General features: G+C 63.7%; 25 protein-coding genes and 1 pseudogene. 10 read left to right on the top strand and 16 right to left on the bottom strand.

The features are described from left to right. On the bottom strand, nt 1–647 hold a 647-nt coding region (locus Q1K49_RS08710), incomplete at its 3' end, for a M20/M25/M40 family metallo-hydrolase (protein ID WP_300525149.1). Nucleotides 648–1420: 773 nt separating this feature from the next. On the opposite strand from Q1K49_RS08710, the gene Q1K49_RS08705 reads away from it, so the two are divergent. Next, complete coding sequence (locus Q1K49_RS08705) at nt 1421–2911, top strand: diguanylate cyclase (protein ID WP_366146057.1); 1491 nt, start codon at nt 1421–1423, stop codon at nt 2909–2911. Between the two features lie 22 nt (nt 2912–2933). Here the strand turns inward: Q1K49_RS08705 and Q1K49_RS08700 are convergent, their stop codons facing one another. The 10 genes from Q1K49_RS08700 to Q1K49_RS08655 form a co-directional block, all read right to left on the bottom strand. Then, nucleotides 2934–3398, bottom strand: coding sequence for an MOSC domain-containing protein (locus Q1K49_RS08700; protein WP_300525147.1), 465 nt, complete (start codon nt 3396–3398; stop codon nt 2934–2936). Nucleotides 3399–3790: 392 nt separating this feature from the next. Further along, nucleotides 3791–4687, bottom strand: coding sequence for an ATP-binding protein (locus tag Q1K49_RS08695; protein ID WP_300525136.1), 897 nt, complete (start codon nt 4685–4687; stop codon nt 3791–3793). After that, nucleotides 4684–5529 carry an ATP-binding protein gene (locus Q1K49_RS08690; RefSeq protein WP_300525133.1) on the bottom strand — a complete coding sequence of 282 codons (846 nt, stop codon included), beginning with the start codon at nt 5527–5529 and terminating at the stop codon, nt 4684–4686. The genes Q1K49_RS08695 and Q1K49_RS08690 overlap by 4 nt, the downstream gene beginning before the upstream one ends. A gap of 13 nt (nt 5530–5542) precedes the next feature. Further along, nucleotides 5543–5914 carry a NifB/NifX family molybdenum-iron cluster-binding protein gene (locus Q1K49_RS08685; protein WP_300525151.1) on the bottom strand — a complete coding sequence of 124 codons (372 nt, stop codon included), beginning with the start codon at nt 5912–5914 and terminating at the stop codon, nt 5543–5545. Nucleotides 5915–5922: 8 nt separating this feature from the next. Further along, the gene (locus Q1K49_RS08680) at nt 5923–6192 is read right to left on the bottom strand and encodes a DUF5320 domain-containing protein (protein ID WP_300525131.1); all 270 of its coding nucleotides are present in this window, start codon (nt 6190–6192) and stop codon (nt 5923–5925) included. Nucleotides 6193–6380: 188 nt separating this feature from the next. Beyond that, nucleotides 6381–7238: an Mrp/NBP35 family ATP-binding protein gene (locus Q1K49_RS08675; protein ID WP_300525128.1), complete on the bottom strand. Its 858-nt coding sequence runs from the start codon at nt 7236–7238 to the stop codon at nt 6381–6383. Nucleotides 7239–7267: 29 nt separating this feature from the next. Further along, complete coding sequence (locus tag Q1K49_RS08670; RefSeq protein ID WP_300525125.1) at nt 7268–7603, bottom strand: NifB/NifX family molybdenum-iron cluster-binding protein; 336 nt, start codon at nt 7601–7603, stop codon at nt 7268–7270. A gap of 195 nt (nt 7604–7798) precedes the next feature. After that, complete coding sequence (locus tag Q1K49_RS08665; RefSeq protein WP_300525123.1) at nt 7799–8350, bottom strand: Fur family transcriptional regulator; 552 nt, start codon at nt 8348–8350, stop codon at nt 7799–7801. Then, complete coding sequence (locus Q1K49_RS08660; RefSeq protein ID WP_300525122.1) at nt 8347–8952, bottom strand: methylated-DNA--[protein]-cysteine S-methyltransferase; 606 nt, start codon at nt 8950–8952, stop codon at nt 8347–8349. Before Q1K49_RS08660 ends, Q1K49_RS08665 begins: the two co-directional genes overlap by 4 nt. A 67-nt stretch (nt 8953–9019) precedes the next feature. Further along, nucleotides 9020–9445, bottom strand: coding sequence for a metallopeptidase family protein (locus Q1K49_RS08655; protein ID WP_300525120.1), 426 nt, complete (start codon nt 9443–9445; stop codon nt 9020–9022). A 358-nt stretch (nt 9446–9803) separates the two neighbouring features. Here Q1K49_RS08655 and Q1K49_RS08650 point away from each other — a divergent pair, with 358 nt between their 5' ends. Then, nucleotides 9804–11420: a hypothetical protein gene (locus Q1K49_RS08650; RefSeq protein ID WP_300525118.1), complete on the top strand. Its 1617-nt coding sequence runs from the start codon at nt 9804–9806 to the stop codon at nt 11418–11420. Nucleotides 11421–11949: 529 nt separating this feature from the next. On the opposite strand, the gene Q1K49_RS08645 is transcribed toward Q1K49_RS08650, so the two are convergent. Then, nucleotides 11950–12453 (bottom strand): flavodoxin, encoded by a 504-nt coding sequence (locus tag Q1K49_RS08645; RefSeq protein ID WP_300525116.1) that lies wholly within the window; start codon nt 12451–12453, stop codon nt 11950–11952. Nucleotides 12454–12746: 293 nt separating this feature from the next. On the opposite strand from Q1K49_RS08645, the gene Q1K49_RS08640 reads away from it, so the two are divergent. Then, the gene (locus Q1K49_RS08640; RefSeq protein ID WP_300525114.1) at nt 12747–12938 is read left to right on the top strand and encodes a 4Fe-4S binding protein; all 192 of its coding nucleotides are present in this window, start codon (nt 12747–12749) and stop codon (nt 12936–12938) included. A gap of 3 nt (nt 12939–12941) precedes the next feature. Here Q1K49_RS08640 and Q1K49_RS08635 read toward each other — a convergent pair whose 3' ends face one another. The 3 genes from Q1K49_RS08635 to Q1K49_RS08625 form a co-directional block, all read right to left on the bottom strand. Further along, nucleotides 12942–13586, bottom strand: a complete 645-nt coding sequence (locus Q1K49_RS08635) for a DUF3793 family protein (RefSeq protein ID WP_300525112.1) — start codon at nt 13584–13586, stop codon at nt 12942–12944. Then, a complete protein-coding gene (locus Q1K49_RS08630) occupies nt 13537–14304 on the bottom strand; it encodes a metal-dependent transcriptional regulator (protein ID WP_300525110.1) in 768 nt (255 codons plus the stop codon). Before Q1K49_RS08630 ends, Q1K49_RS08635 begins: the two co-directional genes overlap by 50 nt. A 107-nt stretch (nt 14305–14411) precedes the next feature. Continuing rightward, nucleotides 14412–14786, bottom strand: coding sequence for a hypothetical protein (locus Q1K49_RS08625; RefSeq protein ID WP_300525108.1), 375 nt, complete (start codon nt 14784–14786; stop codon nt 14412–14414). 441 nt (nt 14787–15227) lie between these two features. Between Q1K49_RS08625 and Q1K49_RS08620 the strand changes: the two genes are divergently transcribed. The 7 genes and pseudogenes from Q1K49_RS08620 (at nt 15228) to trpA (ending at nt 22542) form a co-directional block, all read left to right on the top strand. Further along, nucleotides 15228–16886: an anthranilate synthase component I family protein gene (locus tag Q1K49_RS08620; protein WP_300525105.1), complete on the top strand. Its 1659-nt coding sequence runs from the start codon at nt 15228–15230 to the stop codon at nt 16884–16886. Continuing rightward, nucleotides 16883–17431: pseudogene (locus Q1K49_RS14910) on the top strand (aminodeoxychorismate/anthranilate synthase component II); the annotation flags it as partial. The gene Q1K49_RS08620 and the pseudogene Q1K49_RS14910, both read left to right, overlap by 4 nt. Before the next feature lie 75 nt (nt 17432–17506). Next, complete coding sequence (trpD, locus tag Q1K49_RS08615; RefSeq protein WP_366146056.1) at nt 17507–18832, top strand: anthranilate phosphoribosyltransferase; 1326 nt, start codon at nt 17507–17509, stop codon at nt 18830–18832. Then, entirely contained in the window at nt 18829–19584 is a 756-nt protein-coding gene (gene trpC, locus Q1K49_RS08610) for an indole-3-glycerol phosphate synthase TrpC (RefSeq protein WP_300525101.1), read from the top strand. The genes trpD and trpC overlap by 4 nt, the downstream gene beginning before the upstream one ends. Further along, complete coding sequence (locus tag Q1K49_RS08605; protein WP_300525099.1) at nt 19581–20327, top strand: phosphoribosylanthranilate isomerase; 747 nt, start codon at nt 19581–19583, stop codon at nt 20325–20327. Before trpC ends, Q1K49_RS08605 begins: the two co-directional genes overlap by 4 nt. Continuing rightward, the gene (gene trpB, locus Q1K49_RS08600; RefSeq protein ID WP_300525097.1) at nt 20324–21517 is read left to right on the top strand and encodes a tryptophan synthase subunit beta; all 1194 of its coding nucleotides are present in this window, start codon (nt 20324–20326) and stop codon (nt 21515–21517) included. Before Q1K49_RS08605 ends, trpB begins: the two co-directional genes overlap by 4 nt. Nucleotides 21518–21696: 179 nt before the next feature. Then, on the top strand, nt 21697–22542 hold the full coding sequence (gene trpA / locus Q1K49_RS08595) for a tryptophan synthase subunit alpha (protein ID WP_300525094.1): 846 nt from the start codon (nt 21697–21699) through the stop codon (nt 22540–22542). A 4-nt stretch (nt 22543–22546) separates the two neighbouring features. Here trpA and pheA read toward each other — a convergent pair. Further along, the coding region (pheA, locus tag Q1K49_RS08590; RefSeq protein WP_300525091.1) for a prephenate dehydratase at nt 22547–23605 on the bottom strand (1059 nt) is incomplete at its 5' end.

Raw genomic sequence — 23605 nt, 5'->3', positions numbered from 1 at the left:
CCCTTGCCGCCGCAGAACCCTGCGTCGGAGGGTTCACCGTCGATGCAGGCCAGATAGTCGAGCCCTCGTTCGCGGGCGAAGCGCACCAGATGCGGCACGGAGAGACGCATGCCCGCGGAGTTGTTCTCCTCGTCGGGAACGGCGAGGAAGAGCAGATTCACCCCTAGCCTTTCCGGATCGGCGGCATACTCCGCCAGCAGAGCCGCCTGGATGGCGAGGCCGCATTTCATGTCCATGACCCCTCTACCGAAGAGGTAGTTTCCCGATGCCAGGTCGCGCGCGGCCTCCTCCGGAAGGGGAACGTCACCGATCCGACGGGTGTACTCCTCGGCGTCGAAGGCCCAGGTTTTGAGCACTCCGCAGACGTCCACGTCCACCACGTCGTAGTGACCGGTGAGAATCACCGTCCGCGGCGTTGAGGGAACGGCCTCCACGAAGGCGAAGAGCGACGTGCGACGGAGCGGATCTCCTTCCAGATCCGCGAGAAAGAGGTTCTTCGGGTTCTCCTGAAAATAGGGAAGCTCCGCCAGCCGGTTCCTGAGGAATGCGGCGAGCTGATTCTCCCCGGTGGGCGAGGCGGAGACGCTGGGAATCCTCACGAGATCCAGCAGCAATGCGTAGATGCCTTTTCGGGTGTTCTCCAACACGATGCATCACCTGCGTTCCGGCGGAGGTCCCCTTCTCTCCGGGCTCTCCGAAGAGTTCCCCCTCGCTCGGCAAATTTGGATGAAACACGGAGAAAGAGCCTGTTTCCGGCACCTCGGAGCGAAGAGCCGCACAGGGCTCGCACGTTCCGGGCCGACACACCGAAGTATAGCACCTCGGAAAAAATGAAAAGAGTCTTCCGGAAGCCTCCGGGCCCCTCTTCGCTCTCCGACCGCGGCAGGCCGGCCGCTCTCCCGACGGAACCCCGCCGATCGAACACACGCATCGAGCACAAAAAGGCACTCCCGGACAAGTGTGGTTCATCGTCGCAGGCTATCGTCGGACACAAGAAAAACCTTTCTGCACACCCTGGCGCACACAACGCTTTCCCCACATCTCGACGCATACGATCGCTTCTTCCCGCCTTCTCCGGGCCGAAACCATCCTGTTCTTTGAGCGATCCGGACATCACACGATTTTGTCGAAATTCCGTCAAATCACGGAAAACGCCCTTCTCACAAGCAGATGAGTCCCAAGACTCTTTTCAAAAATGCCTTATGGATCATAATGCTCCTTGTTTCCTCAATCAAACTATCCGGAAATTCTTCGTTCGTTCGTCTCCTGGCCACAGGGCGCACGTCATCGGCGAATGAGGCAAAGACCCTCCTTTTCGGAGACCTCGCTTTTCTTACAAGCGGGTACGATGACGGAAGGAACGCGAAAAAGCCGCCCTCGGCGGGACGGCAGTGGCACGCGCAGCAAGAGGTGACATCTCATTTCGGAACTGCACGACAGACCAGCCTGTGTCGAGACGATCCATTCTCCCCGGAGGGATTCGCCGCACCGTACCCCTGGGACGGCACGAACACCAGGACCCGGGGAATACCACTCCTGTTCCGCCCCGGAACGAGGAGGGATTGTTCCTGCCTGCTTCGCACTTTTCGAGGCATCGCCGCTTCCCATGGCTCTCGCCGATCTCGATCTCACCTTCTCCCTCTGCAACGGCCCTTTCGCGAACCTTCTCGGCGCCGCCTCGCCGGAGGAAATCCGGGGAACGAGCGTCCTGGAATTCCTTTCTCCGGAAGAACACCGCACCGCCGCGGAACGAGCCGAACGCATTCTTGCAGGACATGCGCTTTGCGATATTTCCTGCAGAATTCTCCGTCGGGACGGCACACTCCTCCCTCTGAAGGTCTCCGTCTCCGCCGTGCCGAACCTCGAGGGCATTCCCACGTGGTTTCTGGTCGCCGCAAGGGATGTCTCGGCGGAGCTGCGGGCCACGCAGGCCCTCGCCGAAAGCGAGAGCCGTTATCGGTCCCTTTTCGACACCATGCACAACGGCCTCGTCCTCTTCGAGTTCCTCCCGGGCGAAGGCGGCGCTCCCGACGATTTCCGCATTCTCGACGAGAACCCCGCTTTCCGGCGCCTCACCGGGCAGGAACCGCAGGAGAGGGGCAACGGCATCCTCTTCTCGACCTTCCTGGAGAACAGACTCGGGGACACCACCCTTTTTCCCGATCTCCACGAGTTTTTCTGCGGCGGAAAAGGTGACCTCGCCCGGCGAACGCAGCTTCTGTTCGAACAGATGCGGCGCGTCGCACGAACGGGAAAACGAATCTCCGGAGAGACGCCCCTTCTGGGGGGATGGCGCTGTTTTGCCTACACGCTCTATCGCCCCCAGGCAGGACGGGTCGCCCTCATTCTGGAGGATGTGACGGAACGGAAACTTCTGGAGGAAAACAACCGCCGGCTCATCGGTCAACTCGAACGGGACGCGAGCATGGACACCCTGACGAACGCCCTGAACCGACATCGTTTCGACAAACTTCTCTCCCTGGAGATGGAGCGTGCGCGAGAGCACAGCCGACCGCTCTCTCTGGTCATGGTCGATCTGGACAACTTCAAGGCCATCAACGACAGCCGGGGACACCTGGAGGGCGACCGCATTCTCGTCGCCGTGTCCGAGCTGGTGCAGCGTCACATCCGCTCCTCGGACATCTTCGCCCGATGGGGCGGCGAGGAATTCGCCGTCCTGACCCCGACAAACGCCTCCGACGCGGGCACCCTGGCGGAACGGCTCCGCAGAGAGATCGCCTCGCTGGACGCGGGAGACGGCATGCCCGTCTTCGCCAGCTTCGGCATCACCCAATACAGACGGGGAGAGAGCGCTTCGGAATTTCTGAACCGGGCCGACCAGGCCCTCTATGCAGCAAAGCGCAAGGGAAAGAACCGGGTGGAGTGCCTCGACCAGAGCACATCCCGGTAGCACTCCCCCCCGGAGCACTCCTTCAGCGGTTTTCTCCCGATCCGTCCGCCTCTTCGAGACGCAGCGCGTCTCCGGGGCGCAGCACACCGCCTCGGACGACCTCGAGAAAATATCCCACCTTCGGCAGCAGACACCACCCCCGGTAATCGTAGGAATGGGGTTCGTCCGCTCGCTTGCCACGCTCCCGAATCCGGAGAACCGGCGTGTCCTCGGGACCTTTGAGAAGCGCTCCAAGAGGCACGTCCTCCGGAAGCCCCGCAATCCTCAAATTCTCCGCCAAACTTCCCGGAGGAAAGGAAAACCCCGCCTCCGACTCCGCCGCAGCCACGTCCTCCTCCCGGAGAAGGCTCACATGCCTGTCGGAAAAACCCCAGTGCGCGTCGTTTCGCAGCCCTTTGCCCGCGTCGAAGAGCCCCTCCTCCACGGGCGACTTGGGATCCTCACGGCGAGCGCTTGCGCACACGCCGGCAACGACGATCCTGTTCATAGCTTTCCCCCTCCTTTCCTCGTCATTTTCTCCGCTTTCTTATCCGGAACACCCCAGAGACGTACCACACTTCGCTTCCCGGGGCAACCGTTCGCTAAAAAAGCCGCCATCCCAAAAGGGACGGCGGCCCTGGCCTTTCTCCGAAAGAACGTGCTCGACCAAAGCACTGCCTGATACGGACACTGTGCGTCGAAACCTCCGAGGTGGAGCCGGAGCCCCGCCGCTACCGCGGGCATGGACCTGTTCCTGTTGCTCGAACACAAAAAGGCACTCCCGGGAAAGTGCAGCTAACCGCCGCAGAGCGCCGCACTCCATGAAAATCTTTTTGCGCAGGCGGAACGCACACAACTGCACGAAACACCGTTTTCTTCCGCCGGGAGCAAGCGCCTCCGCTACACTCCCATCCTGCACTCCGCCGCTTTGGTGAGCAAAAGAGAAAGACGTTCCGCGAGGTGGTGCAGCTCCTCCCCCAAGGGTTTCGCCGGGACCTCTCGTCGGGCGATGCACCGCGGAATTTCTTCAACAAAGGGAAACCGAGCAAGAAGCGGCCAGCGGCGCTCCGCACAGAGTTCTTCCGTCCTGCGGGCACCCTCGCGGGAAAGGTCCGCCTTGTTGAGAACAATGCCGAAGGGAACGCGAAAACGTCCGGCCAGCTCGGCGATGCGCAGCAGATCCGCTCGGGCCGAATCGGTGGGTTCCGTCACCAGCAGGGCCGCGTTCGCACCGGCGAGGGACGAGATGGCAGGACAGGCGATGCCGGGAGGTCCGTCCACGAGGAGCACCGAGACGCCTTCACGGAGTGCCGTCTCCCGGGCCCGCCGCCGCAGGAGCTGCACGAGTTTTCCCGAGTTGGCCCCTCCGGGCCGGAGACGGGCATGTTCGAAACGTCCGAGAACGGTGCGGCTCCGGAAAAGACGCCCCTGCACGACGGAAACGAAGGACACGGCCTTTTCCGGGCAGACCAGGGCACAGACGCCACATCCCTCACAGGCAAAAGCATCCACCCGGGCACGTCCGTCCCGAACCACGACGGCACGAAAACGACAGGCCGCCTCACACCGACCGCAGCCTGTGCAGGCACCCGGATCGATTTCCGCGCGAAGGCCGCTTTCGAAGGGCTCCTCCTCAAGAATTTCCGGAGCGAGGAGCAGCTCCAGGTTCGGCGCGTCCACGTCGGCGTCGCAAAATACCTTCGCCTCCGGAAGGACGGCGCCAAGAGAGGCGGTGATGCAGGTCTTGCCCGCGCCGCCCTTGCCGCTCAGAACCACAATCTCCCGCAAGACACTCATCGGGAACGCTCCTTCAGCTCGGCCCAGAGAGCATCCATGGCACTCCGCCAGGCCTCGTCCACAAGGTAGGGAGGAATTCCCGAGGCATAGGCTTCCGCAATAGCGCGGGAAAAGGGGAAACGCGCCACTACGGGAATGTTTCGCCTTCGGCAGAGTTCCTCTGCGCCGCCGTCCCCGAGGTCGCTCCGGTTGAGCACCACCATGGCGGGTTTTTGCAGCGCTTCCGCAACGTCCAGTGCAAGAGAGAGGTCCGCCGCGCCGAAGGGCGTGCACTCCGTGACGAAAAGCGCCTCCGAACACAAACGCAGGGCCGCCACGAGCGAACAGGACGTTCCGGGAGGACAGTCCACCACCAGATCACGTCCTTCACCAACCGCCACGGCGAGCAGTTCCTCCAGAACGGGGACAGGATCGGCCTGCCCCACTGAAAGGCGCCCTTCCAGAACATCCCTGCCCCGTCCGCGCCCTCTCGTCATCCACCCCACGGGAACGCCTTCCTCGAAAATCGCCCCTTTAGGACAGACGAGCGCGCAGGCGCCACACCCGTGACAGAGATCGTTCACCCGGGCGGGGCCTTTGCCGAAGACCAGCATGGCGGAAAAACGACACGCATCGGCACAGGCGCCACACCCGTCGCAGCGATCCGGATCGACCTGGGGACGGGGAATACGGACGGGAGCGCTCTCCCACTTCTCCCAGTCCAGAAGACCGCCGAGGTTGGGGCACTCCACGTCCGCATCCACTGCCAGAACCCGATCCTCCGCAGCGAGGATCAACGACGCGGCGACACAGCTCTTGCCTGTTCCACCCTTGCCGCTGGCGACGGCGAGACGAAAGGGCACCTTCCGCCGCTCCTCAGGAAGCGTGATGGGAATGGTCTCCACAGGTGCCACTGCCGCTGCAAAAACTTTCCGTTCCGGAAAGCCTTCCCGAGAGATAGCTCTCGAGCACCCGCTCCACATTCCCCGAAGCGCCCACGATCACCCGGATGCCGCTCGCCTCGAAAAGCCGGCGCGCCTGCTCCCCCATACCTCCCGCGACAACACAGGTCGCTCCGAGATCCGCAAGCCACTTGGGCAGGGCACCCGGCACATGCCCGGGATTGGGGTGCTCCTCCCGGGAAAGAACGCGACCATCCTCGATGGTCACCACCAGAAAAACCGGGGCATGTCCGAAATGAGCCGACACCAGTCCCCCCTCAGTTGCGAAAGCCACCTTCGACGCCATCGTCACGATTATTCCTCCGTTTTCCCGTAACTCGCCATACGGCTCCGCACCTGGTTCAAGCGTTGCTCCAGGTAGTCCGCCTCCTGCTCCAAGGCGTTTCGTTCCGCCTCGGAAGAAGGCACCCACTGGGACAGCGGCATGCCGCCACTCCAACCGCCTCGGGCCTGAAACGCCCCTCCTCTGCAGAACCCCCTTCGCGCTCCACCACGGCAGGGTCCAAACCCCCGCCCCGTAGCCGGCCCCATTCCGCGTGGACCCGTTCCGTTGCGTCCCGGCATGGTTGCACTCCTCCTTTTTGATATTGAACATCTATATCAATAATAGAGCGAGTGTCAGGATTCGTCAAGAGCTTTCCGCGCATTTTTTGATGCCCAACAGGGGAAAATATCCCGCCGAGAATCAAAGACGCGGAAAGGCTCCCCAAGAGTCTCGGGAGCCTTTCCGTCCTTCTTGTGTCCGTCTCTCTTCAGGCGAGCTGCAGTATCTCCCGAAAGGTCGTCGCCAGAGCATCGAGAGAATCTCCCTGAGCGAGATCGACGTACTCTTCCAGCCGCCCCTTGTCCCCCAGGCGGGAAATGAAAGGATCCCAGGGAAGACGCCCGAGAACGGGAACGTTCCATTTTTCTGCAAACGCGTCGAGGTGGCTGGGGCCGAAGAGTTCAATGCGCTCCTTGCACTTCGGACATTCCGCGAAGGAGAGGTTCTCCACCAGACCGAGAAGCGGCACGTGCAGCATTTTCGTCATGTGCATGGCCTTCTCCACGACCATGAGAGAAAGTTCCTGAGGTGAGGTCACCACGAGCATGCCATCCAGCGGAAGACTCTGCATGACCGTAAGGGGCGAATCGGACGTCCCGGGAGGAAGATCCACGAGAAGGACATCCAGCTCGCCCCAGAAAACGTCCTCCCAGAACTGGCGCACGAGATTTCCCACCAGAGGACCGCGCCACACCACAGGTTTCGCGGGATCCTCCAGGAGGAGGTTCACCGACATGACGCAAATGCCAAGCTCCGGCGACCGGGGAGGAACCATGCCCAGCGGTGAACCTTCCGGAAGAGCCCGTATCCCGAGGAGTTTCGGAATGGAGGGGCCGGTGACGTCCGCGTCGAGAATCCCCACCTTCTTCCCCTCTTTCGCCAGCGCCACGGCAAGGAGTGCCGTGACGGAACTCTTGCCCACGCCTCCCTTGCCGCTCCCCACGGCGACGAGCCGGCGCACCGAGCCCTTTTCCTTCTTCGGGGGCAGAGAACAGGTCTCGGGTGTTTCGCTGCAGGTCGCCGCCTCAGGGCAACCGGAACAGGACGATGCAACAGAATCGGACATGAAAGAAGAACCTCCTCGATGTGTGATGTCTACAACGGCATCTCCCGCAATTCTCCCGCGAGAAACGCCCGGACGGCTCTCTCGGCGCTCCACGCGTCGCCGAAAAGCCCCCAGGCACGCATACCCGCCGCCGCGAGTGCGGCCCCGGCCTTCGGGCCGACCTGGGGCAGGAGCACGTCGGTCACTCCCCGCTCGGCGAGCTTCCGTACCATGGTGCCTCCGGCGCCCGAATCGGCTCCTCCTTCGCCGACAAGGGCTTCGGAAAAGACCCCCTCGTCGGAGAAAAGCAACACGAAGGGAGCGCGCGCAAACCGGGAAGAAACGTCGCTCGATGCATGGGCTTCCTCTGCGGAAACGGCGATCATGAGACATCCTCCTTTTGATAATGACAATCTCTATCATTTACTACAGAGACTACCCCTTTCCCCGAAATGCGTCAAGCCCTTCCAAAGAGCGATAGTGCTCTGACGCGGAGCACTCCGGGCAGCTCCCGCTCCCTCCACGACGCAGCGCCCTCCGGAGTGTTCTCGGAGGGCGCTGCGTCGTGGAGAAAGATCCCTTTATGCAAACTCGCCCCTGAAACGCCTTCGCCGGCAGAAAGGGCGCATCGGCCCGGCACGATCACAAAAAGCGGGGCCGGGCGACGCGTCTTCCTCACGTCGTCCGGCTCGCCGGCATTCCTCGCAGATTCCGGCGAGCTGCACACTTTGCGGGACAAGGGAGAATCCCTTTTCGGCGACCCATTCCTCCAGGACTTTCTCCTTCGCGTCCTCCTGCTCCAGTCGTGTCACGGCACCGCAGACACGGCACCGCACATGAACATGTACCCCCTTCTCGGAGAGGACGAAGCGGGAGAACCCCTCCCCCAGGTTCGTCTGATGCAGAATGTCCATTTCCTCCAGGATCAGGAGCGTGCGGTACACCGTCGCGAAACCGACGGAAGCATCCTTCTCGTGAACCTTCGCGGCGAGATCCCGGACACTCACCGAGGCCTCGGCGTTTTCAAGAAGCGTCTCGATGATGATGCGGCGCTGTTCGGTGAGGCGGCACCCACGCTCCCGGAGCAGTTGAAGGTACGCTTCCGCCCTCTCGCGGACCATGTCGTCCGTCATGGCCGTACCTTCTCCGCATGGGACCTTTCGTGAGCGAGAAGCCACTCCTTGCGCCAGAGTCCACCACCGTACCCGACGAGCCGACCGTCCTTGCCGATCACCCGATGACAGGGGACGAGAATGCCCACGGGATTGCGATTGTTCGCCCCTCCGACGGCCCGGAGTGCCCGCTCGTTTCCCACGGCCCGGGCCACGTCCTGGTATGAAAAAGTCTCTCCGTAGGGAATGCCCCGCAGAACGTCCCAGACGCGACGTTGAAAAGGTGTACCCGCCAGGCACAGCGGAACCGAAAAGGTCCGTCTCGTTCCGTCGAAGTATTCGTCGAGTTCCTGCGCACAACGTTCCAGGCAGGCGAGAAGCTCCCTTTTCCGCAACGGGGAATCCCCGCACCTCTCCATACCGTCCCAGGTGACACCTTGCTTTTCCGGCACGTTCTCCGGAGGATTTCCGGAAAATCCGAGAAAGATCACCTCCTCGGCACATCCCCGTATCTCAAGCACCCCCACAGGAGACGCGTAGAGCAGTTTCGCCACATGTCCGTTCCCGCACATGACCTCCGAAGGCATCGTCGCAACGCGCTTTCCGCGTGCAGTCTCCTTCATGGCCTCGTCACCTCCTCGGTTCGTTTCCGTCGCAGCGACGATTTCCGCGAGTCCTCGCGCTTTCCGCTCACCGCCCCCACCTCCGGCGCATCCCGAAACCTCTCCGTTTCCGGGATGGCGCTTCGGGCGACGCGGACGCTTCACGGGCGGCGCGCTGCCATTCCTCCATCTGCAGATCGTCCTCCATGCCGAGATCGTCCACACCGGCAAGGTTCTCCACATGGTGACGGATCTCGTGCCAGGCGGTCTCCCGCAGTTCCGCCTCCCACACCTCGGGCGGTTCGCCCGCGAGCATCTCCCGAAAAGAACCGTAGTAGAAAACGACACGGCTTCCGAGGGATCCCTCGGACACATAGTGAGCCAACACAAGATACCCCTGGTCGGTCATTCTCTGGGGCACGACGAGAAAGCCTCCCGAGAGCCCCCGACAAAGCACCGGGGGAATTTCATCCACCACGCGATGGGCCATCTCCGTGAACGCGTCGAGTGTCACGGTCCTCCCCCCCTCCGAAACGGCGCGGTATCGTGAAACATCACACGAGCGGGCCGCTCTAGCTCCTCGTTTCCTCGCATCTTTTCTTTAGGATAGGGCATCCGGGAGCGAACGAAAAGAGGGAAGCACCCCTGCGTTCGTCTCCGAAAAGCACACAACGGGACGTGCGAAGGCGTAGCCCGCATTGAAACACGAGCTTTTCCAGCGTACTATGGGAGCTTGGAGGCTCTACGAAGCGGAAAAGGGTACGAACCGGAGGTTGCCCGACTCTCGCCGGAACATTCCGAAACCGCCCGGAGACGGGAAAATTTTTTCGTTCTTTACAACTCGAAAATCTCGAAGAAGAAGGTGGCCGTCAATGAAGAGACTCGTCGTGTCGCTCTGCACGCTTCTCTGCTGCTGCGGAGCCGTCCGCGAAGCCGAGGCGCTTCGCATGTCCGTTCTCTTTCCCTCCGAGAGCGGTCGGATACTGGCTCCCACCCGGGACTTCACCGTTGTCTGTTCTCTGGACAGAGAGGGGAAAACACCGGAGGAACAACCCTTCAACGTCCGTTTCGAACTCTACCGAGAAGGCAACCCCTCGCCGGTGCGCACCGTGACCAGCGCCGTGGACGCCTCGGGGCTCACGCCGGCAGCGGCGATCCTCACGGAGTACGAAAACGGCCGGACTCCCTACACCACCGCGGACATCCTGGCAGCGCCCCTTCCCGATCTGGTGTACGACCCGGCCCGGCCCGGGAGCATCTACGACCCGGCGATTCGGGCAGTGGTGCAGGAGACCTACTGCGCCGCAGTCATCCAGGGAGGACGAACGAAGGATTTCGACAGCACCTACGCCATTGCCTACACGACGGACCTTGAGGAAGGGAACTACACCCTCACGCTCTCCGCCGTGGGAAACGCGGGAGTGCCGCTCGCCTCCGTGAGCATTCCTCTGGTCTTCGGTTCCGTGCCGGACAAGATCCTCGCCCGATTCAGTCCGAAGAGCCACATGGACAAAGTGACCGCCTTCGCCGCCGCAGAGGGTTCTCACCTCTACCTCGACCCCTTTCCGGGCTACTGGAGCGCCTCGGACCTCCCCGGAGGCGGTTCGCTCTTCTACGAGATCGTACGCCGCTGGCGTCCCAACGATACCCTGGAATACCTGAGCGGAAAAGTCCGGGCCATTCTCTACAACATCCACGCCACAAGCACCAGCCAGGTCGTGGAAATCGGCGGCATGGCCCATGCCCTCCGGCTCCGGGCACCGTCGCTGCTCTGTCACCACTACGACATCGGCGATCCCGCCGTGAGCTACGACGTGGGAGACGGAACCGTCGCCATCCGTCAGGGAACCATCGTCCCCTTCAACACCGACGACCGCCTCGTCCTCACCCGGGCGGAGATCCGGGGAAACGGCATCTCGAACGTGCCCGCCGCGGACTATGTCTGCTCCCCCGATCTGGCGGACAAGCAGGTGGACTGGAACGTCGCCGACGGCGTGGAGGCCAAGCCCGGTCAGCTCGTGAGCCTCTTCGGCGTCGTCGTGCCCATTCAGCCCGCTCTCTCCGACGTGGTGGTCTCCTCCGACGGAACCTACACCGTGAACAACCGCATCAATACGGTACGCTACGCGCTCTTCGAGGAAGGGCAGGAGGTCGTTTCCTTCGACCGCATGGTGGAGCTGACCCGTTTCGGCGTCGACAACCGGCCGTCCCTCTACGAATTCCGCCATGACATTCCCCTGTCCGGGGACATCGACACCCGCACCATCACGGTGCGTCTTTCCGCCTTCGACAGCCACGGAAATGCCGTGGGAGGCACGGAGGAGGAGTTCCTCCTCACCGTGCGCTCCTCCGGAGGCGGTGGAAGCAGCGGCGGCGGCGGTTGCAACACCGGCGCCATGCCCTTTGCCCTGCCGCTCCTCCTGCCCGGGGCGTTTCTCCTCCGCCGGCGGCGTGGAAAGCGCGTGCGCACACAGTATCCGAAAGGATGACCGTTGACGGAGGAGACCGATACATGCGCCCCTGACGGGGAGCACTCTTCGGCCTTCTTTCCCGAGATCCCGGGGGCAGCCACGTCGGGACAGCGCACACCCTTTCGGGATACGCCGCATTCCTTCATGGCGCGGGGACAAAGAGCGTTCGAACACCTCTGCGACGGGAGCGGTGCAAGAACAGCACGCCGGATATCCGAAGAACGCGAGAACGAGAAGGAGGGGGCGAAAGTGGCCGCCCCCTCCTTCTCGTTCTCGCGTTCCCATCATCGTCTTCCGCGTCACGTCCCTCTGCCGCACCCCATCGTCCGGACATCCTTCCGACGAGTTTCTCCGTTCTTTTGCGGCGCTCGATCCACGGCGTCATCGTTCGGTGCCGCTTTTTTCAAGGACGACACCTCCGCATGCGATCGATGCCTCCGGGGCGTTGTCACTCGGAGCATCATTCCACCTTCACTTCTACGCCGCCCCGTTCTTCGCATGTTCCGGAGAGCCCAGCCGTTGAAAGGAACGTGACCGCGGCACTCCTCTAGATTCCAGCCTGAGCTTTCACCTGCGCAACCCAAGCTCGTATTCTCGCTTCCGTTTCGTCGGGCTGGTTGTTCTCGTCCAGGGCCAATCCGACGAACTTTCCGTCCTTCACGGCCTTTGAGCCGGAATGCTCGTATCCCTCCGTGGGCCATTCCCCGACGAATTCGGCCCCGGAGTTCTTCAGTGCCTCGTAGAGAAGGCCCAGGGCATCCACAAACGTATCGGGATAGCAGCTTTGATCGCCCGTGCCGAACAGGGCCACCTTCTTGCCTTTCAGATCGAGCTTTTCCAGATCCTTGACGACCGATACCCAGTCGTCCTGAAGCTCTCCGTACCCCCACGTGGAGGCACCGAGGATGAGGAGATCATACTCCTTCGCCTCTTCAAGCGCCTTCGCGCTCACCGCCTTGAGCTCCGCCTCCCCGAAGGCACTTCCGATCTTTCCTGCCGCGAACTCCGTGTTTCCCGTGGTTGATCCGAATATCACGACTGTCTTCGCCATGGCGGCCTCCTTCATGCATTCTTTCCGAAAATCCCGCGGATCCGGCAACGATCGACCGAGAACTGCGATGAGACACGAAACGCTACATGTTCGTCACCTCCTTTGCCTGTCCTCCTCCGGCGGCTCGGTCCCGGCGGACAAAAGTGCCGTTTCGGAGGACGTGAAAACGCAGAGAGGACCTCCTCATTCTCGAAAGAGAGACCTTTATTTTTAAAATTTTTATTGACTGACAACCCCTTATTTTGTACCCTCAGACCATGCTCAAGGGTCATTCAAAAAAGGAGGCGTTCACCTTGGCTCATCAGATCAGCGAGAACTGTGTCCTCTGCGACGCGTGTCGTCCTCAGTGTCCCCGAAACGCGATCTCCATCGCGGAACACGGGAAGAGTTACGTCATCGACCGGAACCTTTGCAACGACTGCACCAATCTTTCCGCTGTCCGCTGTGTTCCCCATTGCCCCGTGGGCGCCATCTCCAAGGCGTAAGCGTCAGGTCGCAACACGCACCATCGACGGAGCGGGCCGAAAGGCCCGTTCCGTCGTCTTTCGGCCGGCATCGCCCAGAAAGGCGACCGCCCGCTCTCGGGCAAGGGCGTAACGGCGGCTGCGCCGCAACGACGGACCGGGGTCTCCGAAGATCCTCCAGCCGCATCCGCCTGCCCCCGGAAGGGAGACCAGGCCCATAAACCCGAGGACGTCCTTGACGGGATAGCCGAGCGCCAATCCGACCTCGTGGGGAATCCGCCCGCTCTGCTGCCAGCGCCGTCCCACTTCGGCGAGAAAGGCCTCTCCGTCGAGGTTCCCGGCGTAGCCGATTTTCTCGAAGACCCACGGAGGCGTCTCGGAAAGCGCCTTTCGCACAGCCGCCGGGGCGTAGATGACAACCCGGGCGCAACACTCCTCCCGGGTCAACTCCGCGAAAGAACATCCCCAGGCGTGCGCGAGCGCTTGGGCCCGGTCGATCTGCCTCCGGAGTTCCCATCGGCACGGACCGACTCCAAGGGTGAGCAGCTCCCCCGCCTTTCCTGCGAAAAGAACACCCGCCACCTGAAGAAACAGCCACTTCTCAAAGGAACACCTGTCCTCAGGCAGCGTCTCCATCCGAGCCTTCCATGCCTCCCATGTCGCACCCATTTACCACAACCTCCGTCCGTCTCTCCTTTTCTTCCGGGCAGCGCCCCTCTTCGGGGCACACCTCACCGACAACCGTAACGGCAATCGTCTTCGCCATGACGTGAGCGAGAACCACGGTCCTTTCATCGATGCCGAGCGTGAGCGGCCCGTTGAAAGGTGCCCTTTCCAGGACCGAGAGAACCGCCCCGGGAACAACGCCGAGTTTCCTCAGATAGCACAGATGATCCCGGTCACGGTCGCTCACCTGGCGCACGAGCACTCGCTCTCCCGCCAAAGCGTCGGAGAGCCATCCATACTCGGGATCCGCCATGTGTCCCGCTCCCGTGGGAATGGGGTGGCCGTGGGGATCCGTTTCGGGATATCCCAGTGCCGCGTCGAGAGCATCGAGCAGTCGGTCGGAAACGACGTGCTCCAGCCGGTGTGCTTCTTCGTCCACCTCGTCGATGGAGAGATGGAGCATCTCCACGAGAAACGTCTCCAGCAGGCGGTGCCGTCGCAGTACCCGAAGCGCGAGACATCGCCCCTCCTCAGTGAGGGTCACGCCCCTGCGCCACGCGTGGTTCACGTACCCATCCTCAGCCAACCGGATGATCTTCGCCGATACGGTGGGCATGCTCACGCCGAGCCGCGCGGCGATCTCCTTCGTGTGGGCGTGGGGCGCCCGCCGGGTTAAACGATAGATTTCAGCAAGCAGATTTTCTGTGGATTCCGTGATCATGAACTCTCCCTCCAGAATGTTTCTCCGAAGCGGATTTTTCCGCCATGCGACGTGTTTTACGGAAGCGTGCCGGATTGTTTGACATATCTAACTCAATGGAGTCTATGTCAGAACATGGGCTGCGTCAAGGGGGAAAACACCACCGTACATCTCTTTGCCCCGGCCTGGACCATCCCGAACCGGATTTTCAACGACCGGCTGGAATTCAAGGGGTGGGAGAACAGGGCGCTCGGTTCCTGTTGGACGGTCCAGGCCCGTCGGACAAGACCGACTTCAAGCGCCTTCTCATCAAACGCTACGACCGCAGCCTCACATGAGTCGCCCAAGTCCAAAGCCTCTTCCGCCGCCGCGCCCTCCCCTTTCGCAACCCTGTCCGGACCCGCCGCTTTCTTCGCGTCTTGCAGGTTCAAGAAACACTCGCTCCTCATCATCCACAGAGAATGACAGATGACATTATCCCTGTCCCGTTTCAGGGATGACATTTTCCCTGTCCCGTCACACACCGTCACATTCAGGGATTGACATTCCGCATTCTCCGTGATAGAGTGCCACAAAACGATTTCCGGGAGGATTTTCCGTGAACGTACAGACTCTTCTTCGAAACTGGTGGTGGCGGGCTTAACAGCCTGCCGCCCGAGCCGATAAAGCGAACGCCATAGCGCCGATCACCCAAGGGTGATCCGAAGCGTTCGAAAAGGCCGTGGAGGCAGGTCCCTTTTCAGGGATCTTCTTCGCGGCCTTTTCTGTTTGCACTGCAAAACGGAGGGAAGACGCCGCGAGGATGTCTTCCCTCCGTTTGTATTTTGGATCGGCAGAATTCCGAGCGGACATTTCCCCGAGGGGGATGCGAGAACAGCAGAGCAGAGAAGGGGTGCGGAGGCGGAACGCCCGCATCCCGGAGATTTCGAAAGGAGAGAGCTGACATGAGGCAATCCAGAACCGCGACGCCTTTCCCCGATGGAAAGGAGTCGTTTTTCCGGGCGGAGGGTGCGTTGCAGCGGACGGAAGAAGGGGGGGCGGGAGCAGGCGCGGAGGAGTATTGCGCTCTCGCCGGAGAGTATTCCCTGATCCCCCTCGCCCTCCGGCTCCCCCTCGGAGAAATGTCCCCGGAGAATGTGTACGAGAGACTCCGAACTCTGGACAGTAGCGTTTTTCTCCTCGAAGGGGACGGACGCGACCTCCATGGCGGGCGCTACGCTCTTCTCGGCGCGGCGCCGCTGCGGATCTTCCGGGCCGTTCCGGAAGGCGTGGCCGAAACCGACGCGGAGGGGCGGGAATCCCTGCTTCCCGGAGCGGACCTCCTGGAGACGCTACGCTCCTTTCTGGCAGGCGTGCGTCTCTACGACGACGGAACGCTGCCCCCCTTCTGCGGCGGCGTGGTGGGCTTCTTCGGCTACGAGATGGCGGAACTCTGGGAAGACCTCTTTCACGACCAACCCGGGAAAAGGCTGCCCTCTCCGGACCATCCCGCGTCGGTCCTCTTTGTGCCCGGGATCGTGGCGGTGACGGACGCGGTGGAGCATTCCCTCACGCTTCTCGTCCTGACGGAGCCTCCCGAACCGCGGGGAGAAAACGCCGCGGAGGATGTGGCGCGTTTTCGGCGGAGCTACGAAAATGCCCGCCACCGCCTCGCCGCTCTCGAAAAACTGTTTGCCGCCCCCGAGCCCGCACCGTCGGCGCACGGGGCACCTTGCGGAAAAACCGGCCCGGTACGCCTGGTCCCTTCCGTTTCGAGGAAGCGTTTCGGAGAGATGGTGCAGGCCGCCAGAGAACACATCGCCCGGGGAGACGCCTACCAGATCGTGCTCTCCCATCGTTTCGAGTGTCCGGCTCCGGCGGACCCGCTGACGCTGTACGGGTCCCTCAAGGCGGCGAACCCGTCGCCCTATCTGTTCTGCATGGAATTCCCCGAGCTGGCCCTTGTGGGCTCCTCGCCGGAGATTCTTCTCCGCGTCCAGGGACACAAGGTGATCTCCCGTCCTCTCGCGGGAACGCGAAGGCGGGGCGCCACGCCTCGGGAGGACCGGGCGCTTGAGGCGGAACTCCGGAAGGACGAGAAGGAGCGGGCGGAACACGTGATGCTCGTGGATCTCGCCCGGAACGACCTGGCCCGGATCTGCCGTCCCGAAAGCGTGGTCGTGTCCGAGTATCTGGAGGTGGAGCGCTTCGCCCGGGTCATGCACCTCGTCTCCCAGGTGGAGGGCGTCCTCCGGGACGACCAGGACGCCCTCGACGCCCTTCGGGCGAGCTTTCCCGCGGGGACCGTCTCGGGAGCGCCCAAGATCCGCGCCATGGAGATCATCGCCGATCTGGAGGGGCTGTTCCGGGGCGTCTACGCCGGAGGCGTGGGATACGTGGATTTCCGGGGCAATCTGGACACCTGCATCGCCATCCGCACCTTCGTGATCAGGGAGAACATCCTTCGGCTCCAGGCCGGGGCGGGCATCGTGGCCGATTCGGATCCCGACGCGGAGTACGAGGAGACGCTGAACAAGGCACGGGCGCTACTCTGCGCCCTCGGCGACGCGGAGATCGTCGCCGCACCCCTGGAGACTGCCGCACAAGGAGGCGACCGGTCATGATTCTGCTCATCGACAATTACGATTCCTTCACGTACAACCTGGTGGCGTATCTTTCCGTCCTCGACGAGGTGAAGGTAGTCCGGAACGATCACATCACCGTCGAAGAGATCCGGCTCCTCGCCCCGGATCGAATCGTCCTCTCTCCCGGGCCGGGCGGCCCCGACGATTCGGGAATCTGCCCCCGCCTCGTGGCGGAACTCGCGGGCGAAATTCCCATTCTCGGAGTCTGTCTGGGGCATCAGTGCATCGGCGCCGTCTTCGGCGGCACGGTGTGCCGCGCCCCGATTCCCCGTCACGGCAAGATCTCCCTGGTCCACCACGACGGGAGCGCCCTCTTCCGGGGCGTCAAGACTCCATTCGAGGCGGGCCGTTATCACTCCCTTCTCGTGGAACAGGCGGGACTCCCCGAGGAACTCGAAATCTCCGCCTGGACCGACGCGGGAGAGGTCATGGGAATCCGGCACCGGGACCATCCGCTCTTCGGCGTGCAGTTCCACCCCGAATCGGTGCTCACCGAGGGAGGACGCACGCTGCTCCGGAACTTCTGCGCCCTCGGGGCCTCCAGACCCCGCACGACGCCGCCCGCGCCGCGACGGACCTGCGGGCGCGCCGCTCCTGCGTTGCAGAAAACCGCCACCGCCCTTCCTCCCTCTCCGAAAGGAGCTAAAAGACCCCGGCCGGAGGCAGCGCCGGGGACACCCCTGCCCGATGCGGTCCGTTTTCGGTACTGCCTCGAACAGGTCGTGCAGGGGCGTGACCTGAGCCCCGCCGACATGGAACACGCCATGGTCTGCATGCTGGAGAACGCCGTGCCGGACATCCAGGTGGCGGGCTTCCTCGCGGGACTCCGGGGCAAGGGAGAGACCGTCGCGGAGATCGCCGCCGCCGCAAGGGCGTTGCGAAACAAGGGACTCCGGGTGGACACGGGACGGAGAATCCTGGTGGACACCTGCGGTACCGGAGGAGACGGCACGGGGACCTTCAACATTTCCACCGCCGCGGCCTTCGTCGTGGCGGGGGGCGGCCTTCCCGTGGCAAAGCACGGGAACCGCTCCGTTTCGAGCACCTGTGGCAGCGCGGATGTGCTGGAAAAACTCGGCGTGACCTTTCCCGGCTCCCCCGAGGAGGTTCTGAGCTGCCTTGACGCGGCGGGAATGACCTTCCTCTTCGCTCCTCTCTTCCACGGCGCAATGAAGAACGTGGCGGCAGTGCGCAAGGGACTGGGCATGCGAACCCTCTTCAACCTTCTCGGCCCTCTCGCGAACCCTGCGGGAGCCACGCATCAGGTTCTTGGGGTCTACGCGCCCCACCTGGTCCGCCCCCTCGCGGAGGTCCTCGCCGATTTCGGCCTCCGGGGAGCACTGGTGGTGCACGGCGCAGACGGCCTGGACGAACTTTCTCTTACTGGGACCACTCACGTGGCGGAACTGCGAAAGGGGCGCATCGAGGAATACGACCTCACCCCGGAGGATCTCGGCCTCTCCCGCTGTTCCCTGGAGGAACTCCGGGGCGGCACCCCCGAGGAAAACGCACGCCTTCTTCTCGACGTGCTCCGGGGAACACCCGGCCCCAGGCGGGACGCGGTGCTCCTCAACGCAGCGGCGGCGTTCCTCCTGAACGATGACGACACCACTCCGGAGACCAGAGCCGACCGCTGGAAAAAGGCCCTCGAAAAGGGCGCGACAAGCATCGATTCCGGCGAGGCGAAGCGCGTCCTCGACCGGCTCGCCGCGGCCCTTCCCGTTGGAAAGGGCTCCTCCTCCGAGCCCCGGAGCGACGGAACCTCCGCACGGCAGTGGAGCCTCTCCGCCGCGTCCTCTCCGAAATCCACCGGGGAGAACGCCTTCAGAGACCCCTGTTTCATAGGCTCCGTGCCGGCGCAGGAGTGCGCGGCGCGGCCCGGCCTCTCCCGCAGGGCGGCGCTCTTTCCGGGAGTTTTCGCATGATCCTGGAGCGCATTCTCGCCACGAAACGCCGGGAGGTGGCGGCACTGCGGCAGCCCCGGAGATCCCTGGCGAAGGCCCTTGCCCGCCCCGGACTCTCGGTCGTCGCGGAAATCAAGAGAGCCTCCCCGAGCAAAGGCGTGATCCGGCACGACCTGGAACCGGAGGCGCTCCTCGCCGCCTACGAGGCGGGCGGCGCCGACGCGGTGTCCGTTCTCACCGACCGGGAGTATTTCTCCGGCGACGGCGAGATTCTCCGAGCACTCCGGGCACGCACGGAACTGCCGCTGCTGCGGAAGGACTTTCTCGTGGATCCCCTCCAGCTCTATGAGAGCCGCTTTCTCGGCGCCGACGCGGTCCTCCTCATCGCGGCAGCCCTGGAAGATCCAAGGGAGCTGCAGCACATGCTCTCCCTCGCGGCGGAACTCGGCATGGAGGCCCTGGTGGAAGTGCACACCCCGGAGGAGCTGCTCCGGGTGCTCGACACCGACGCGGCCATTCTGGGCATCAACAACCGGGATCTGAGAACGTTCTCGGTGGATCTTGCCGTCACGGAACGTCTTCTGGAGCTGCTCCGCTCCAGGGAGCCGGGGACGAAGCGCCTGGTGGTCGCTGAAAGCGGCGTGCGCTCTCCGGAGGATGCCCGCTTTCTGCACCGCTGCGGCGCCGACGCGGTGCTCGTGGGCGAAGCCCTGGTGCGTGCGACGGAACCGGAGCGGCTCCTCCGGGAGTTTGCCGAGGCGGGAACACCGTGACGCGCCGAGTCCGGATCAAGGTGTGCGGCCTCACCCGCCGGAAGGATGTGGAGCTTGCGGTGGAGCTCGGTGCGGACGCGGTGGGTTTCATCCTGGCGCCCTCACCCCGGAGGATCACGCCGGAGCAGGCGGCGCTCCTCGCGGCGGACCTTCCTCCCTTCGTGGAGTCCGTGGCGGTGGTGGTGAACCCGACGCGGGAGGAGACGGAGCGCATCGCCGCGAGCGGTCTGTTCACCCGGATTCAGTACTCCGGGGAGGAACCGCCCGAGCTGGTCGCCCGGTCACCGCTGAAGGCCGTCAAGGCCATCGGCGTGACGGATGCGGCGGATCCGGCCGCGGCGACGTGCTTTCCGGAGGCGACGATTCTCTTCGACGCACGCCGGGGAGAACGCACGGGCGGCACGGGAGAACGGTTCGACTGGGAGCTGCTCCGCAGGAGCGCCTTTTCGAGGCCCTTCATCCTTGCCGGAGGGCTCGGTCCGGAAAATCTCCGTGAGGCCCTCGACGCGCTCTCTCCCTGGGCGGTGGACCTGAACAGCCGGGTGGAGCGCGCTCCCGGCGAAAAGGATCCGGTTCTCCTGCGACGCTGTTTCGCCATCGTCGCAGCATGGAACGAAGAGTCGGCAACGGCGCCCCGGAGAGATCCGGGCGCGGCAATTCCCCGAAATTCCTCCGGCGGAATTCCCCGCCGGGAAGCCTCGCCCCGGAGGGGCGAATTCGACGAAAAGGAGTGCCTCTCATGACCCCGAACGCACACGGCTATTTCGGCCCCTTTGGAGGCCAATTCGTTCCCGAGACGCTCATTCCGGCCCTGAACGAGCTGGAGGCGGCCTTTGCCGCCGCAGCGAAGGATGAGACCTTTCAGAAAGAACTGCGGCTCCTCCTCGCCGACTTCGGCGGGCGCCCCACCCCGCTCTCTCCGGCGGAACGCCTGTCGGAGGCCCTCGGCGGCGTGCGCGTCTTCCTGAAACGGGAGGACTTGAACCACACGGGAGCCCACAAGATCAACAACGCCCTCGGCCAGGTTCTCCTCGCGTCCCGCATGGGCAAGCGGCGGATTCTCGCCGAGACCGGGGCGGGGCAGCACGGCGTGGCCACCGCCACCGCGGCGGCGCGGTTCGGCCTGGAGTGCGTGGTCTATATGGGCGAGGAGGACATGCTGCGCCAGGCGCCCAACGTGGCACGCATGCGTCTCCTCGGCGCTAAGGTCGAACCGGTCCTGTCGGGATCGCGGACGCTCAAGGACGCCATCAACGAGGCGCTCCGGGACTGGGTGACCAACGTGGAGGATTCTTTCTACGTCCTCGGTTCCGTCATGGGCCCCCATCCCTATCCCACCATGGTCCGGGAATTCCAGCGCGTCATCGGCGACGAAGCGCGCCGGCAATTCCTGGAGCGGGAAGGAACGCTTCCCGACCTGGTGGTGGCCTGCGTGGGAGGCGGCAGCAACGCCATGGGCATCTTCGCCGCCTTTCTCGACGATCCCTCGGTGGCCCTCGTGGGAGTGGAAGCCGCAGGACGAGGCGTGGACACGGGGCTGCACGCGGCGACCCTCACGGCGGGATCGCCGGGAATCCTCCACGGAGCCTACTCCTTCGTCCTCCAGGACGCGAACGGCCAGATTCTTCCCGCCCACTCCCTCTCGGCGGGACTCGACTATCCCGGCGTGGGACCGGAGCACAGCCGGCTCGCCGCCACGGGACGCGCCCGGTACGCCTCTGCCACGGACGACGAGGCGGTGGACGCCTTCGAGACGCTCTGCCGCCTCGAAGGAATCATTCCGGCCCTGGAGAGCTCCCACGCCCTCGCCTGGGTTCTCCGGGAGGCGTCGGCCCTTCCCGGAGGGAGCCGCGTACTCGTGAATCTCTCCGGGCGGGGCGACAAGGACATGGACACCATCCTGGCCTACATGAAGGAACGGGGAAAGAGCTGAGAACCTGCTTCCTGGCCCTCTTCCGCGCACGCCCCGGAGAGAATCGCGCCTTTCGGCGAAGGTGGGGCAGGCTCCCCTGATGATTTTTCCGCAGGGGAGAAGCGGCGGAGAGGCATAACGCAATCCGGGCGTACAGAAAAAACAGGTGACGGAGAGAACACTCCGAGGAGGTTACGGACATGAACGGATGCACGGCGATTTCTCAGGCATTTTCGGGCGGGAAGGCCCTTCTTTCCTACATCATGGCGGGGGATCCGGACCTGGAGACCACGAAAACAATTCTCCGCACGCTGGACAGAGCGGGGGCGGATCTCCTCGAGGTGGGAATTCCCTTTTCGGACCCCCTCGCGGACGGACCGGTGATCCAGGCGGCGGGCATCCGCGCCCTGGAGCAGCACGTCTCTCCGGCGTCGGTGCTGGAACTCCTCCGCTCGCTCAGAGAGGAGTTGCGGGCACCTCGCATTCTCATGAGCTACGCCAATCCCCTGCTCCGCTACGGTGAAGGTTTCGCCGCCGACGCCGCCGACGCGGGCGTGGCGGGCGTTCTCATTCCCGATCTGCCCTTCTCCGAGAGGGGGCGCTTCGCCGCCGCCCTCTCGCGTCAGGGGATCGCCCTTCTCGCCATGGTAGCCCCGAACTCTTCCGAGGAACGCCTTCGGGAAATCGGCGAAAACGCCGAGGGGTTTCTCTACTGCGTCTCCATTCTCGGCACCACGGGAAACAGCGGCAAGCTCGCCGCCACGGTGACGACCGGAGCGACCGGGTCGGGGGGGCTGGAGGACTATCTCCGAAGGGTCCGCCGCTTCACGAAAATTCCCGCTGTGGTCGGCTTCGGCATCGATGGCCCGGAGCAGGCCCGCCGTATCGCTCCCCACGCGGACGGCGTCGTGGTGGGAAGCGCTCTGGTGCGCCTCGTGGAACGCTTCGGAAACGACAGACCGGCGCTCGTCGCGGCACTCGAGGAATTCGTCCGCTCCGTGAAGAGCGCCATGGCCGGAGCGGCGCCTCACGGAGCGGGAGCGTAGACTCTTACAGGTCCTCCACACTCCGGAAGGGATAGGAACCGAGGACGCGGAAGAAGGTGCAGTGCTCCGCCATGGCGGCGAGCACCTTCTTCACCGTCTCCTCCTCCTCGTGTCCCTCGAAATCGACGAAGAAGAGATACTCGAAGGGATTGCCCGCCAGCGGGCGCGACTGGATGTGGGTGAGATTCCGCAGCGTGGTGTAGAGAGGTTCGAGAGCGGCGAAAAGCGTTCCCGGACGATGGGCCACGTTGAAGAGCACGGAGGTTTTGTTCTTCGGCCCCGAACGTACCGGCCCCTTTCCCACGACCCAGAAACGGGTGGAGTTCCCCGGCTGGTCCTGGATATGCTCGGCGAGAACGGGCAGCTCGTGGTGCACTGCGGCTCCCCGGGAGCAGACGGCCGCGGCATGCCGCAGGCCCTTCACCGATGCGGCGGCGCCGCTGGTGCTGTCCGCGGCGACCAGGACCGCGCCGGGAAGGTTCGTCCGGAGCCAGACGCGGCACTGGGCAAGCGCCTGGGGATGGGAGCGCACCTCCGTCACGTCCGCCAGGGACGCCGCTTCCGAGACGAGAAAGTGTCGGATGGGCAGCGAGAGTTCGCTCTGTACCCGAAGGTCCTTCGAAGCTCCCGCAAAGGCATCCAGCGTGAAAAGCACCGCCCCCTCGATGGTGTTTTCGATGGGAACCACTCCGAGATCGGCTCCGCCGTTGTCGAGGGTCCTGAAGATGTCCGGAATCGACCCCTGGTACCGCAGCGTCACCGCCGACCCCAGGGCCGTCCGGGCGGCATCCTCCGAGAAGGAACCCTGGGGCCCGAGCACCGCGACCTGCAGCGGGCTCTGTACCCCCCGACACAGGGAGAGCACCTCCCGGTAGATCGCCCCCAGAGAGGCCGCAAGTGCCCTGTCCGGTTCGGCATCTCCGGAGCAGGCATGTTCCCGTACCCGTTCCAGCACCTCCGCCTCCCGGGCGGGATCGTACACCGGCCCATCCCCCTTGGCGAGGCCGATCCGCCTTGCCGCCCCGACCCGTTCCCGAAGAAGCGCCACGATCTCTCCGTCGAT

Source organism: Aminiphilus sp., from assembly GCF_029975095.1.
Lineage (GTDB): Bacteria > Synergistota > Synergistia > Synergistales > Aminiphilaceae > Aminiphilus.
The sequence above is the reverse complement of the archived record's forward strand: the minus strand, read 5'-3'. Positions and strand labels throughout refer to the sequence as shown.